Source organism: Stutzerimonas balearica DSM 6083 (assembly GCF_000818015.1).
Lineage (GTDB): Bacteria > Pseudomonadota > Gammaproteobacteria > Pseudomonadales > Pseudomonadaceae > Stutzerimonas > Stutzerimonas balearica.
This window is the reverse complement of record NZ_CP007511.1, coordinates 3350426-3364014: the sequence shown is the minus strand read 5'-3', so window position 1 is coordinate 3364014 and position 13589 is coordinate 3350426. Positions and strand designations below refer to the sequence as shown.

The 13589-nt window shown below is 65.5% G+C and carries 14 protein-coding genes; 5 read left to right on the top strand and 9 right to left on the bottom strand.

Annotated features, from left to right (window positions below):
• The first annotated feature begins 90 nt into the window (after positions 1–90).
• Complete coding sequence (locus CL52_RS15520; protein ID WP_041104163.1) at positions 91–2211, top strand: two-component system response regulator; 2121 nt, start codon at positions 91–93, stop codon at positions 2209–2211.
• Between the two features lie 9 nt (positions 2212–2220).
• Here CL52_RS15520 and yihG read toward each other — a convergent pair whose 3' ends face one another.
• The 3 genes from yihG to CL52_RS15505 form a co-directional block, all read right to left on the bottom strand.
• On the bottom strand, positions 2221–3126 hold the full coding sequence (gene yihG, locus CL52_RS15515) for a 1-acylglycerol-3-phosphate O-acyltransferase, YihG family (protein ID WP_041104164.1): 906 nt from the start codon (positions 3124–3126) through the stop codon (positions 2221–2223).
• A 128-nt stretch (positions 3127–3254) separates the two neighbouring features.
• Positions 3255–5351: a phosphate acetyltransferase gene (gene pta / locus CL52_RS15510; protein WP_041104165.1), complete on the bottom strand. Its 2097-nt coding sequence runs from the start codon at positions 5349–5351 to the stop codon at positions 3255–3257.
• A gap of 158 nt (positions 5352–5509) precedes the next feature.
• The gene (locus tag CL52_RS15505) at positions 5510–6697 is read right to left on the bottom strand and encodes an acetate kinase (RefSeq protein WP_043221644.1); all 1188 of its coding nucleotides are present in this window, start codon (positions 6695–6697) and stop codon (positions 5510–5512) included.
• Between the two features lie 244 nt (positions 6698–6941).
• Between CL52_RS15505 and CL52_RS15500 the strand changes: the two genes are divergently transcribed.
• The 3 genes from CL52_RS15500 (at position 6942) to CL52_RS15490 (ending at position 9275) form a co-directional block, all read left to right on the top strand.
• Entirely contained in the window at positions 6942–7427 is a 486-nt protein-coding gene (locus CL52_RS15500) for an FKBP-type peptidyl-prolyl cis-trans isomerase (RefSeq protein ID WP_041104167.1), read from the top strand.
• A 94-nt stretch (positions 7428–7521) separates the two neighbouring features.
• A complete protein-coding gene (locus CL52_RS15495) occupies positions 7522–8004 on the top strand; it encodes a glutathione peroxidase (protein ID WP_043221643.1) in 483 nt (160 codons plus the stop codon).
• A 161-nt stretch (positions 8005–8165) separates the two neighbouring features.
• Positions 8166–9275, top strand: coding sequence for an NADH:flavin oxidoreductase (locus tag CL52_RS15490; RefSeq protein ID WP_043221642.1), 1110 nt, complete (start codon positions 8166–8168; stop codon positions 9273–9275).
• Between the two features lie 183 nt (positions 9276–9458).
• Here CL52_RS15490 and cysZ read toward each other — a convergent pair whose 3' ends face one another.
• The 6 genes from cysZ to CL52_RS15460 all read right to left on the bottom strand — a co-directional run bounded on the left by cysZ (position 9459) and on the right by CL52_RS15460 (position 12937).
• Positions 9459–10244, bottom strand: a complete 786-nt coding sequence (gene cysZ, locus CL52_RS15485; RefSeq protein WP_052264579.1) for a sulfate transporter CysZ — start codon at positions 10242–10244, stop codon at positions 9459–9461.
• A 200-nt stretch (positions 10245–10444) separates the two neighbouring features.
• The gene (locus CL52_RS15480; protein WP_043221640.1) at positions 10445–10780 is read right to left on the bottom strand and encodes a HopJ type III effector protein; all 336 of its coding nucleotides are present in this window, start codon (positions 10778–10780) and stop codon (positions 10445–10447) included.
• Entirely contained in the window at positions 10777–11070 is a 294-nt protein-coding gene (locus tag CL52_RS15475) for a DUF1244 domain-containing protein (protein ID WP_043221638.1), read from the bottom strand. Before CL52_RS15475 ends, CL52_RS15480 begins: the two co-directional genes overlap by 4 nt.
• An 87-nt stretch (positions 11071–11157) precedes the next feature.
• On the bottom strand, positions 11158–11532 hold the full coding sequence (folX, locus tag CL52_RS15470; protein ID WP_041104172.1) for a dihydroneopterin triphosphate 2'-epimerase: 375 nt from the start codon (positions 11530–11532) through the stop codon (positions 11158–11160).
• A gap of 13 nt (positions 11533–11545) precedes the next feature.
• The gene (gene folM / locus CL52_RS15465) at positions 11546–12256 is read right to left on the bottom strand and encodes a dihydromonapterin reductase (RefSeq protein ID WP_043221637.1); all 711 of its coding nucleotides are present in this window, start codon (positions 12254–12256) and stop codon (positions 11546–11548) included.
• A gap of 57 nt (positions 12257–12313) precedes the next feature.
• Positions 12314–12937 (bottom strand): hypothetical protein, encoded by a 624-nt coding sequence (locus CL52_RS15460; protein ID WP_041104175.1) that lies wholly within the window; start codon positions 12935–12937, stop codon positions 12314–12316.
• 174 nt (positions 12938–13111) lie between these two features.
• On the opposite strand from CL52_RS15460, the gene CL52_RS15455 reads away from it, so the two are divergent.
• Complete coding sequence (locus CL52_RS15455; RefSeq protein WP_043221635.1) at positions 13112–13564, top strand: flavodoxin; 453 nt, start codon at positions 13112–13114, stop codon at positions 13562–13564.
• The last annotated feature ends 25 nt before the right edge of the window (positions 13565–13589 follow it).

Sequence of the window (13589 nt, the reverse complement as noted above, 5' to 3'; positions counted from 1 at the left end):
CGTCTTGCGTCCTGCCAATCCGCTAAGCGCCCAGCCGGGGCGCAGCCATTGCCTTGCTGGTATGACGCTCGGGCCGGCGGAGCTGCTGCCATGGCCGTGACCCAGCTCAAACCGCAGGCGCGGCGACGCACGCTGCTGGTGGTCGATGACCGCGAAGCCAACCTGGTCGCCATGGAGGCGCTGCTGGGCGATGGCGACTGGCAGGTGCATGGCGTCAGCTCCGGCGAGGCGGCGCTCAAGGCGCTGCTCGAACTGGATGTCGAGCTGGTGCTGCTCGACGTGCAGATGCCCGGCATGGACGGCTTCGAGGTGGCGCGGCTGATGCGGGCCAACCCGCACACCCGCTATACGCCGATCATCTTTGTCTCGGCCATTGCCCACACACGCGAATCGGTCCTGCGCGGCTACGCGACTGGCGCAGTGGATTTCGTTCTCAAGCCCTTCGATCCGCAGGTACTCAAGCACAAGATCAACACGCTGCTCGCCCACGAGCACAACCGCCGCGACCTGCAGCTGCTGTCGCAGCAGCTCGACAGCGCCCGCGCCTTCAACGCCTCGGTGCTGAACAACGCGGCCGAGGGCATCCTGGTGGTCGGCGAGGACGGCATCATCAGCTTCGCCAACCCGGCCATCGCGCAGATGCTCGAGTCCCGCGTCGAGGCGCTCCAGGGCACTCCGCTGCTCGAGCACCTGGCTTCGCCCGAGGTCGGCGGCCCCTGGCGTGACACGGAGTTCTACCGCCAGTGGCGGGCGGGGGCCACTTATCGCTTGCACGAGGCGCAACTGCACAAGGCCGACGGCGGCCACCTGCCGGTCGCGCTGTCCTGCTCGCCGCTGCCACGCCAGCAGCGCTCGATGGTGGTGCTGGCGCTGGACATGTCGGTCGTGCGCAACCTGCACGTTCAACTCGAGACGCAGGCGGTCACCGATTCGCTCACCGGGCTGCTCAACCGCCGAGGCTTCCACCAGGCGCTGGAGTCGGCGCTGGCGCGGGTCGACCGTAACGGCAAGGGCATGGCCGTGCTCTATATCGACCTCGATGGCTTCAAGCGCATCAACGATTCGCTGGGGCATGACGCCGGCGACGAGATTCTCTGCCGGGTCGCGCGCATGCTCGAGGCTTGCATGCGCCCGTACGACATCATCGCCCGCATGGGCGGCGACGAATTCACGGCGTTGCTCGATTCGCTCGACCATCCCGAAGATGCGGCCAAGGTTGCCGAGAAGCTGATCGACCTGATTTCCGTACGGCACACCATCGAGGGGACCGAGGTCACGTTGGGTGCGAGCATCGGCATTGCGCATTTTCCGGACTGCGGCAAGCGCGTCGACGAGCTGCTGCGGTCGGCGGACATGGCCATGTACGAGGCCAAGCGCGCCGGCCGGCGCCAGTATCGGTTCTTCTCGAACGAGATGAACGGCCGCGCGCACGCCCGCCTGACCATGGAGGAAAACCTGCGCAGTGCCATCGAGTGCAATGATTTCGAACTCGTCTACCAGCCACAGATCATGCTGGGCGACGGCCGCCTGCGTGGCTTCGAGGCGCTGCTGCGCTGGCCACGCGCCGACGAGCCGGTGGCTCCGGGCGTGTTCATCCCGCTGCTCGAAGAGACCCGGTTGATCGAACGGGTCGGGGAGTGGGTGTTGCGCGAAGGGTTGCATCAGCGGCGCGAATGGCAGTCGCTGTTCGATGACGAGCTGATCCTCAGCCTCAACGTCAGCCCGGTGCAGTTTGCCCGCACCGGGCTGCTGGACAACCTGCGTCGGCTGATCGACGACTACGGCCTCAACCCGGGCCAGCTGGAAATCGAAGTCACCGAAGGCACGCTGATGCAGGACATCGAGCAGAGCTGCGACAAGCTCCGGCAGTTGCGCCAGCTCGGCGTGCGCGTGGCGATCGACGACTTCGGCACGGGTTACTCGTCGTTGGCCTACCTGCGCAACTTCGAGCTCGACACGCTGAAGATCGACCAGCTGTTCATCGCCAATATGCTCGACTCGCCGCGCGATGCCGCGGTAGTCAGCACCATCATCGACCTGGGCCGCAATCTCGGCCTGGAAGTCATCGCCGAAGGCGTCGAGAGCGAGGCGCAGCGGGACTGGCTGATCGACAACGGCTGCGACGTGATGCAGGGCTATCTGGTGTCCCCGGGCCTGGAGCCGGCCCGGGCCACCCAGTTCTCGCGTCGGCTATCGTGGGGCGCACGTTAGCACCGGGCCTCAGGCGGGCGGGAATTGCCGGTGCAGCTCGACCAGCTGGGCGTCCTTGGCCTGCCAAAGCGCGTTGACCCACTGCTGGAAAGCCAGGCGATAGGCGTCATCCTGATCGTAATTGCGGCCGATGAACTCTTCCGGGATGGGCTGCGACTCGAGACGCAGCACTACCTTGCGAATCCGGCCGGCCAGCAGATCCCAGAACGACGGTCGGCCGTCAGGATAGTGAATGGTGACGTTGATCAGTGCGCTGAGCTGCTCACCCATCGCATCGATGACAAAGGCGATGCCGCCGGCGCGCGGCCGCAGCAGATGGCGGAACGGTGACTGCTGCTCGGCGTGCTTGGCCGGAGTGAAGCGGGTGCCCTCGAGGAAGTTGAACACCGACACCGGGTTGGTGCGGTAACGCTCGCAGGCGCGGCGGGTCGTGGCCAGGTCCTCGCCGCGCTTTTCCGGGTGCTTGGCCAGGTATTCCTTGCTGAAGCGCTTCATGAAGGGGAACTCCAGCGCCCACCAGCACAGGCCGATCACCGGCACCCAGATCAGCTCCTGCTTGAGAAAGAACTTGAGGATCGGCATGCGGCGGCTGAGCTGGTACTGCAGCACCAGAATGTCGGCCCAGCTCTGGTGGTTGCTGGTGACCAGGTACGAGTGGCGCATGTCGACCAGCTCGCGGCCCTGGACGTCCCAGTCGATGTCCCGTGCAAGGTCCATCCAGAAGCTGTTCACCGCCATCCAGGACTCGGCGATCCAGTGCATGCCGTAGCGCAGCGTGCGCTGGACCGGGGCGAAGGGCAGCACCAGCTTGAGCAGGGCGAGGGCAAACAGCGGCCAGCACCAGAACAGGGTGTTGAGCGCGAGGAGTAGAGCGGAAAGCACGCCGCGCAGCGGCGCGGGAAGAAAGCTAAGCATGGCTGGCTCGTCGATACGGCTGAGTCGAGTCGCCAAGAGTAGCGATTATGCAGGCATCTGTAACTATTTGAAGCGGCAGTAAAAAGCCCGCCCACATGCGGCGTGGGCGGGCTTTGCTGGCGCGTGCGTCAGGCTTTCTGACTGGCCGCCTGCAGCGCGGTGAGTGCGATGGTGAAGACGATGTCCTCGACCAGGGCGCCGCGCGAAAGGTCGTTCACCGGCTTGGCCAGGCCCTGCAGCATCGGGCCGACGCTCAGGCAATTGGCGTTGCGCTGAACGGCCTTGTAGGTGGTGTTGCCGGTGTTCAGATCGGGGAAGATGAACACCGTTGCCTGGCCAGCCACCTTGCTGTTCGGCGCTTTCTGACGACCGACGCTGAGCACGCTGGCCGCGTCGTACTGCAGCGGGCCATCGATCGCCAGCTGCGGTGCGCGCTCCTGGGCGATGCGAGTGGCTTCGGCGACCTTCTCGACCTCGGCGCCGCTGCCGGAGCTGCCGGTGGAGTAGCTGATCATCGCCACCCGCTGCGGTACGCCGAGGGCGGCGGCCGACTCGGCGCTCTGCAGGGCAATTTCCGCCAGCTCGGTCGCGTTCGGGTTCGGGTTGACGGCACAGTCGCCGTAGACCAGCACCTGATCGGGCAGCAGCATGAAGAACACCGAGGACACCAGGCTGTAGCCCGGCGCGGTCTTGATCAGCTGCAGAGCGGGGCGAATGGTGTTGGCCGTCGTGTGCACCGCGCCGGAAACCAGGCCGTCGACCTCGTCCAGCGCCAGCATCATGGTGCCGAGCACCACGGTGTCCTGCAGCTGCTCGCGGGCCTGGTCGGGCGTCAGGCCCTTGGCCTTGCGCATTTCGCACATCGGCTCGACGTAGCGGTTGGCGATGGCGTCCGGATCGAGGATTTCCAGGCCGGCCGGCAGCTTGATCCCCTGCTCGCGGGCAATCGCCTCGACCTCGGCCTGCTTGGCCAGCAGTACGCAACGGGCGATCCCGCGCTCCTGGCAGATTGCCGCGGCGCGAATGGTGCGCGGCTCGTTGCCCTCGGGCAGCACGATGCGCTTGTTGGCGTCCTGGGCACGCTTGACCAGCTGGTAGCGGAATGCCGCAGGCGACAGGCGCAGCTCGGTGCGCGGCACGCTGCAGCGGGTGTGCAGGAACTCGGGGTGCAGATGGCCGGCGATGTAATCGGTCACGCGGGTGGCGCGTTCGACGTCGTCGGCCGGGGTTTCCTTGTTCAGCGCGAACAGGCTGGTGGCCGTGTCGTAGGAGCCGGTGGTCACGGTCATGACCGGCAGGCCGCCGTCGAGCGCCGCCTTGCACAGCTCGAGGATGCGCGGGTCCGGCGCGAAGTCGCTGCACAGCAGTAGACCGGCCAGCTTCACGCCGTTGAGCGAGGCCAGGCTGGCGGCCAGGATGATGTCGTCACGGTCGCCCGGCGTCACCACCAGTACGCCCGGCTGCAGCAGCGGCACGGTATTGGGCACGGCGCGGGCGCAGAGGACGATTTTCTTCACCCGACGCTGGTCGGCTTCGCCGGCATGCAGGACCTGCGCGCCGAGCAGTTCGCCGATGTCGCGTGTGCGCAGCGCGTTCAGCTCTTCCTCGAAGGGAATGGCACCGAGCAATTGGAAGTCGGCGCTGCCCAGCAGCGGCAGGTGCTCCTTCAGGCGCTCGATGAAGGCGGGCACGCCGTCGTCACTCTTGACCTTGTTGAGGATGACGCCGAGCACTTTCGGGTCCTTGGCGCCGCCGAACTGCTGCGCCTGGATCTCGATGCGTTCGGCCATGCGCTTGAGGCTGTCCTTGCCCTGGGCGGCGATGAGGATGACCTCGGCGTCCAGGCTCTTGGCCAGGTGGGTGTTGATCTGCGAGGTGTAATCGGAGGTGGTGGTTGGCACCATGCCCTCGACGATCACCACGTCCTTGTCCAGCGCGACCTGCTGGAAGCGGCTGACCACTTCCTCGAGCATGAGGTCGAGTTCGCCGTTGGCCAGCTGGCGCTCGACCTGCTCGAGCGCCAGCGGCTCGGGGGATTTCAGCGACAGGGTGTTCTCGACGAGGATGCAGGAACGCTCACGGCCCTGATCGACGGGAAACGGCTGGGCGATGGGCTTGAAGAAGCCGACCTTCAGGCCGGCCGCCTGCAGCGAGCGGATCAGGCCGAGGCTGATGGAGTTCAGACCACCGCCGAAACCGGTTGGGGCAAGAAACAAGGTGTGCATGGGATCTCCTTCAGGGAGCTAAAGGCTCAGTCTGCGCAAAGGCTGGCACGTTACCGGCACCGCATCGGGGGGCGGCGGCATGCGCGGCGCTAACAAGGCAAAACCCGGCACCCTCGAGAGGTGCCGGGTCGGAACTGCGGAGCGCTGCTTGCGCCGGCTCAGGCATCGAGCAGGGCAAGGGTATCCAGGGCGATCTGGCGCTCTTCATTGGTCGGCACCACCATGACGCGCGGGCTGCCCGCCGCCTGGATCTCGCCAGCGACACCGCGGGTGCAGCGGGCGTTGGCTTCGGCATCGAGCTTGAAGTTGAACAGCTTCATGTGCTCCAGGGTGCGCTCGCGGACCGCAGCGGAGTTCTCGCCGATGCCGCCGGTGAACAGCAGACCGTCGAGCTTGGGCAGGGCGCAGGCCATGCCGGCGAGCGACTTGGCCAGGCGGTAGCAGAACACCTCGAACGCCAGAGTGGCGCCGGGGTGACCGGCCTGACGGGCCTCGGCCAGGGTGCGCATGTCGTTGGAGAGCCCCGACAGCCCCTTCAGGCCGCTTTCCTTGTTGAGCATGTTGTCGATCTTGGCCAGATCCCAGCCCAGCGTCTTGTTCAGGAAGTTGTGCAGGCTCGGATCGACGTCACCGCTGCGGGTGCCCATCACCAGACCTTCCAGCGGAGTCAGGCCCATGCTGGTGTCGCGGCTCTCACCGTTGACCACGGCGCAGGTCGAGCAGCCATTGCCCAGGTGGGCGACCAGCCAGCAGCTGTCTTCAACCGGCAGGTTGGTCATCTCCGCGGCGCGCTTGCTGACATAGCGGTGGCTGGTGCCGTGGAAGCCATAACGGCGCACGCCGTGGTCGGTGTAGAGGAAGCCCGGGATCGCGTAGCGATAGGCGTGCTCAGGCATGCTCTGGTGGAAGGCGGTATCGAACACGCCGACTTGCGGCATGTCGGGGAACAGGTTGATCGCCGCGTGGATGCCACTGAGGTTCGCCGGGTTGTGCAGCGGGGCCAGCTGGATGTTCGCCTCGATACCGGCGAGCGTCTCGTCGTTGAGCAGGCAGGAGGCGAAGAACTTTTCGCCACCATGGACCACGCGGTGGCCGATGCCGTGCAGGTGCCCGCCAGCGGCGTCTTCAACGCGCGGCAGGATCTGAGCCAGGGCGGCCTGGTGATCGGCATTCGGGACTTTCACGCTTTCCTTGCCGGCGGCACTTTCGAAGTGGATGACCGCTTCCGGGCTGCCGATGCATTCGGCGAGACCTTGCAGCGGAAAAGTGGCTTGCGCCTCATTGACCAGGGCGAACTTGATCGACGAGCTGCCGCAGTTAATCACCAGGATGTTACGAGCCGACATCGGTGGTCCTCAGTGCTTGAATGTTATTGAAATAAGCGGACGTTGAGTCATGTGCCCGGGATTCTTGCATAGCCCTACAAAAAGCGATGCCATCCAAAGGTTGTAGACAAGGGCGTCGATGGCAGCAGTCCGCGGCGTTTTGTCAAGCCGTGACGGTCCCACTCATCAGTCGTCGGTTCGCAATTGCGTCTGGGCGCGGTTAGACTTTGACGCTCATCCACTCATGCAATTAAAGGTTTCGCTCATGCTGATTGCCGCTAACAAGGCTGTCTCAATCGACTACACACTCACCAACGATGCCGGTGACGTGATCGACAGCTCCGCCGGCGGCGCGCCGCTGGTCTACCTGCACGGAGCAGGCAACATCATCCCGGGCCTGGAAAAGGCGCTGGAAGGCAAGCAGGGCGGTGACCAGATCCAGGTCACCATCGAGCCCGAAGACGCCTACGGCGAGTACAGCCCGGAACTGGTCGCCACCCTCAACCGCGCCATGTTCGAGGGCGTCGACGAACTGGAAGTCGGCATGCAGTTCCACGCCTCGGGCCCGGACGGCGGCATGCAGATCGTCACCATCCGCGAGCTGGACGGCGATGACGTGATCGTCGACGGCAACCACCCGCTGGCCGGTCAGCGCCTGAATTTCGAGGTCAAGGTGGTCAACGTGCGTGAGGCCAGCGAGGAAGAAGTCGCTCATGGTCACATCCACGGTGAAGGCGGCCATCACCACTGATGGGTAGCCCGCCAGCGGGCGGGCCGCCAGTCGTGCGGGTCAAGGAGGCGTTCCGGTTGCGACCGGAGCGCCTTTTTCGTGAGGAGGGAGAATCATGAGCGCATTTCACCAACTGGTATTGCCGGCCCTGGGCGGCGGTGAGCTGCCGCTGTCGCAGTACGCCGACCGGCTGCTGCTGGTGGTCAACGTCGCGTCGCATTGTGGGCTGACCCCGCAGTATGCAGGCCTGGAACAGCTGTACCAGCGTTATGCCGGACGCGGGCTGGTGGTGCTGGGCATTCCCTGCAACCAGTTTGCCGGCCAGGAGCCGGGCAGCGACGAGGAGATTCGCTCGTTCTGTTCGCTCAACTACGGCGTCAGCTTTCCGCTCAGTGCCAAGCTGGAAGTCAATGGCCCGCAACGGCACCCCCTTTATCGCCTGCTGGCCGGCGAGGGCGCGGATTTCCCGGGCGATATCACCTGGAACTTCGAAAAATTCCTCGTCGACACCGACGGTCGCGTGCTGGGGCGCTTTTCGCCGCGTACGGCGCCGGACGATCCGGCACTGACTCAGGCGGTGGAGAGTGCGCTGCGCTGAAGCGTGCATCGCGCTCGTGTTTGCCGCTCGATAGATCTGGCTGATGGTCGTAGGCCGCCGATGCCGGCGGCCATATGCTCGCTTCCGAATAGCCGACCGGCCGCGCCTCCGGCGAGGTGGCGTGCCGGCGCGGTGAACGACACGAATCAAGGAGTCGATGCATGACCGCTAACGTACAAGCCCTGTTTCAGCCCTTCGAACTGGGCAGTCTTCGCCTGCCCACCCGCGTGGTGATGGCGCCGATGACCCGTTCGTTCTCGCCCAACGGGGTGCCGACCGACGCGGTCGTCGACTACTACCGCCGCCGTGCCGCAGCGGGCGTGGGGCTGATCATCACCGAGGGCACCACTGTCGGGCATGCTGCTGCCAACGGCTATCCGCAGGTGCCGCGCTTCTATGGCGAGGACGCCCTGGCGGGCTGGAAGCGCGTGGTCGACGCGGTGCATGCCGCCGGCGGGCGCATCGTGCCGCAGCTCTGGCATGTCGGTAACGTGCGGCGCCTGGGCACCGAGCCGGATGCCAGCGTGCCGGGGTACGGGCCGATGGAAAAGTGCAAGGATGGCAACGTCGTCGTGCACGGCATGACCCAGCAGGACATCCGCGACGTCATCGGCGCTTTCGCGCAGGCGGCGCGCGATGCCAAGGCCATCGGCATGGATGGCGTCGAGATCCACGGCGCCCATGGCTATCTGATCGACCAGTTCTTCTGGGAGGGCAGCAACCAGCGCACCGACGAGTACGGTGGCAGTCTGGCCAACCGTTCGCGCTTTGCCGTCGAGCTGGTCCAGGCGGTACGTGAGGCGGTGGGGCCGGACTTCCCGATCATCTTCCGCTTTTCGCAATGGAAGCAGCAGGACTATACGGCGCGCCTGGTGCAGTCGCCCGAAGCGCTCGGTGAGTTCCTCGCGCCGCTGGTCGAGGCGGGCGTGGACATCTTCCACTGCTCGACGCGTCGTTTCTGGGAGCCGGAATTCGAAGGCTCGGATCTCAACCTGGCCGGCTGGACCCGCCAGTTGACCGGCAAGCCCACCATTACCGTGGGCAGTGTCGGTCTGGACGGCGAGTTCCTGCAATTCATGGTCAAGACCGACAAGGTGGCCCAGCCGGCCGGTATCGAAGGGCTGCTGGAGCGATTGAACAAGGCCGAATTCGACCTGGTGGCGGTCGGGCGTGCGCTGATCTGCGATCCCGAGTGGGCGGTGAAGGTGCGCGAAGGGCGGATGGAGGAGATCCTGCCGTTCAGCCGCGAGGCGCTGAAGACGCTGGCGTGAGGAGAGACCGGGGGATGTCCGGGCACCTGCCGTGCCTGGCCCTCTAGTCTTCGCCCGGCCCCGCATACCGGTCGGATTCGGTGGGTGACCTGGAGCTTACCCACCGCTCGCCGTTCGCCCGGAAGAACAGCCGGGTGCCGGTTTGCGCCGGCGGTGGGTGGGAACTGTTTGGCAGGCTTCCACCTATGGCGCAGGCGGCTTCGTTCCGCTTCGCGGACCCTGCCGATCCAGCTGTCGCGCCGGCCCCCCTTCCTGCACCCAGAATAGTGTGGCCCCGGCCACTGCAGCCGGCATGATCAACAGGTTGAGGCCTGGTACCAGCAGCGCGGCGTAGGTCGCAGCGCCAAAACTCAGGCTCTGCCAGCGGCGCTGGCGCAGCCAGGCGAGCATCTCGCTCCAGCCCAGCTTGTTGTTGTCCGCCGGGTAGTCGATGTACTGCACCGCCATCATCCAGACGCCAAACAGCAGCCACAGTGGCGCGGCCGCGAGATTGAGCACCGGGATGAACGAGAGAACCAGCAGCGCCAGCGCACGCGGGGCGAAGTAGAGGAGCTTGCGCGCCTCGCGTGCCAGCGTCCGCGGCAGCATGGCCAGCAATTCCGCCCAGCTGAAGGGTGGCGAGTTGTCTTCGCCGCGCGCGACGACCTCGACCTTTTCGGCCAGAAAACCGTTGAACGGCGCGGCGATCACGTTCGCCAGCAGGGTAAAGGTGAAGAACACCATGAGCAGCAGCAGCGCGACGAACAACGGCCAGATCAGGTATTCGAGAAAGGCCAGCCAGTCGGGCAGGCTCGGCATCAGGGCATCGAGCCAACTGTCGAAGCGGCTGGCGGCGAAGTAGATCAGCCCGCCGAACAGCAGCACGTTCACGGTTACGGGCAGGATCACGAACAGGCGCAGCCCCGGGCTGAGCAACAGGCGCAGGCCCTGTTGCAGGTAGTGCGGGCCGGACAGGACGGCAGAAGGCATGGCGGACTCCAGTACATGGCGCATGGCCGATAGCACGAGGCTATGGCGTTCATTCAGCCTTTGAATTTCCGCGCGACGGGCGTGCTCGGTAGCCTTCGCGGTGTTGCTTTCCCGGGGGCATCCGATCCCAGAGCCTTCCCCTAGTGCCTGGATGCCCCTTTTTTATACAGCTGCTCGGCGCAGCCCGTCGCGCGCGAGGCTCACTTGCGGGTCAGCGGCTCGGCATCGAAGCGCACGCTCGGCAGACCGGTATCCATCAGTGCGCGGATGTTGCGGTGGTCGTCTCCAGCCGGGTTGGCCAGCACCGACTGGTAGTGCTCGCCGAAGGCGAGCAGGGCTTCCTCGGTGGTGAACTGCTCGAGCAGTGCCAGCCCGAGCGTCTTGCAGGAGCCTTCGTTTTCGCCGGCGGCATTTTCCACGGCGCCGTTGATGAAGCGGCTGGGCGTGTAGTCGTAGTTCGCCGCGATAAAGGCCAGGGTGTCGGCGAAACGGTGGTTGCGGTTGCGCAGGCTGGCGCGGAAATCCTTGAGGTTCATGGCTTGTGGGTCTTCTCGAAGGCGGCTTGTTGTTCCGGCGACGCTTCCTTCTGGTAGCGCTTTTTCCATTCGGCATAGGGCATGCCGTAGACCTCTTCGCGGGCCTCATCGAGGCTGACGGCCAGCTCCAGATCGTCGGCGGCCGCCTTGTACCACTTCGACAGGCAGTTGCGGCAGAAGCCGGCGAGGTTCATCAGGTCGATGTTCTGCACGTCGGGACGGCTGCGCAGATGCTGGACCAGACGGCGAAAGGCGGCGGCTTCGAGTTCGATACGTTGTTGGTCGTTCATGTGAGCATTGTTCTCGGCGGTGGCTGAGGTGGCCGGATCATAACCCTGGCTCCTGGTAGCGGCCAGCGCTGCCAAGGCCTGGGCGGTTCAGTCTCGGTGGCCGGCTAGCGTGATCGACACCGATTCGGCGAAGCGCAGCGCATGGGGCTTGTCGACCTCGACCTCGGCATAGCGCACCTGCGGATAGGCCATGACCAGGTCGAGGATTTCTTGGGTCAGGCGCTCGAGCAGGGCGAAGCGGTTGTCCTCGACATGGCGAATGATCGCCTTGGTGATGGTCCGGTAGTTCAGCGCGTGGTCGATGACGTTATCGCGAACGGCGTCGGCCGCCGGGTAGAGCATGGTGAGATTGATCAGCACGTCCTGCTTGTTGTTGATCTCTTCTTCCTTGATGCCGATGTAGGTGCGCAGGCGCAGATCCTTGACGCGGATGCGCGCCATTCCAGGCTCGAGACGGGGCATGAGGGCTCCTCGATCAGATCAGGTGGCGGCCACCATTCACCCTGAGGGTGGTGCCGGTGACATAGGGATTGTCGAACAGATAGCGCAGGCTCTGGTAGATCACCTCCGGCCCAGGCTCGATGCACAGCGCCGACTTGGCCAGCGCCTTGCGGCGGTAGGCTTCATCGTCGTCAGGGTTGAACTGGATCAGCGCCGGGGCGATGCCATTGACCTTGACCGCCGGCGCGAGGCTGGCGGCGAAGGACAGGGTCAGGCTGTCCAGCCCGGCCTTGCTCGCGGCATAGCCGATGTGCTTGCTGCTGCCCTTGCGGGTAACGTCGTCGCCGATGTGCACGATGTCCGCCGGGCCGCCGTGGCGCAGCAGGTCTGCACAGTGCAGGTTGATCAGGTAGGGCGCCAGCATGTGCACATGGAACATGCGCTCGAACACCTCGGCTTCCTGGCCAGGCGTTTCCGCCGCCCAGTCGGAGGCGTTGTGAACGATCGCGCGCAGACCGCCAGTGTGGCCGCGCAACGCGTCGATGAAGGCGAGGATGCCGTCGCGGCTGCTGAAGTCGGCCGGCAGGGCCAGTGCGCCGCGCTCGCGCAGCCGCTCAACGCCTTCGCGCGCCTGGCGATAGGTGATGATCACGGGCTGGCCGTCATCGAGCAGGCGCCCGGCGCAATGCAGGCCGATGCGCTGTCCGGCACCGGTGATCAACACGGGAAAGGGCGTTGTGCTCATGCGAAGAACCTGGCTCGACGGGGCCGGTGGTCAATCGCACCGGCAGGGCCAGGCAGCTTACACCAGATCGGCGGGTGCCTCCGACAGCGGGTCGGCGTGCAGCCGCTTGTGCTGTTGATAGAGGAAGTGGCGGATGCGCTCGGCATCCTTCTGCCCGGCGAACTCCACCTCATAGGCAGCCTGGCCGTCCTTGAGTTCGCGCACCCGCCGCGCGTCGATTTCCATCGGTGCATCGTCGGGCAGGGCCAGCTGCAAGTGGAAGCTTTTCGGTGGCTTGCGGCGGCTGTCGGTTTCCACCAGCAGGCTGTGCGAGGACAGTTCGCGCACCTGCAACGCGCTGGGCTCGCCGCCACGTTCGAGCAACGGCAAGGGTTCGTCCAGGTGCAGGCGCCAGGCACGCGGCGTCGGGCCCTGTTCGTAGATGACCGGCGGTGACAATTGCAGGTTGAGGCTGTGCAGCTCGTCTTCGCGGATGCGCAGCGGAAAGGACATACGGAAATCGCCGCTACGGGCCTCGAGCGTCAGCTCGGCTCGCGCGGCAAGCTGCAGCAGCAGCTCGTTGGACTTGGCTCCCCCGTCGACGCGAAAGCCGGTCGGTCCTTCGCCGTTGCTGGCGCCACGCAGCATCAGCTGGCGAATGAACGCCAACTCATCTTCGGTCAGAACTGTTTCGTCGGTCATGTCGATCTCCTCCGCTGGCGGAGCAACCGCCGGATGCCGGGCCATGACTGCAAGGTGCCATCGCTGGGGCTGCGAGTGGACCTCCTGTGCTGAGTAAAGTTCCTTTCCGACCGTTTTGCTCGGTCATGCCGCGCTTGCGGCATAATGCCGAGCTTTGTTCGACGGAGTCCGCCCATGAAAGTCGCCATTCTTTCCGGCAGCGTCTATGGCAATGCCGAAGATGTTGCCCGCCATGCCCAGCGCCTGCTGAGCGAAGCCGGTTTCGAGGCCTGGCACGATCCGCGTGCCCAGCTGGACCCGCTGTTGGCCTTTGCACCGCAGGCCCTGCTGGTGGTGACCTCGACCACCGGCATGGGTGAACTGCCTGACAGCTTCGTCCCGCTGTATTCCGCGCTGCGAGACCGGCTGCCGGATTGGCGCGGCATACCGGGTGGCATCATCGCGCTGGGCGATGCCAGCTATGGCGATACCTTTTGCGGGGGCGGCGAGTTGGTGCGCGAGCTTTTTGTCGAACTCGGCGTGCGCGATGTGCAGGACATGTTGCGGCTCGATGCCAGCGAGACGGTCACGCCCGAGGCCGACGCCGAGCCCTGGATCGCCAGCTTCGCCCAGGCTCTGCGCGCCTGACCCGAGCGGCCAGCAGCCTGGCTGC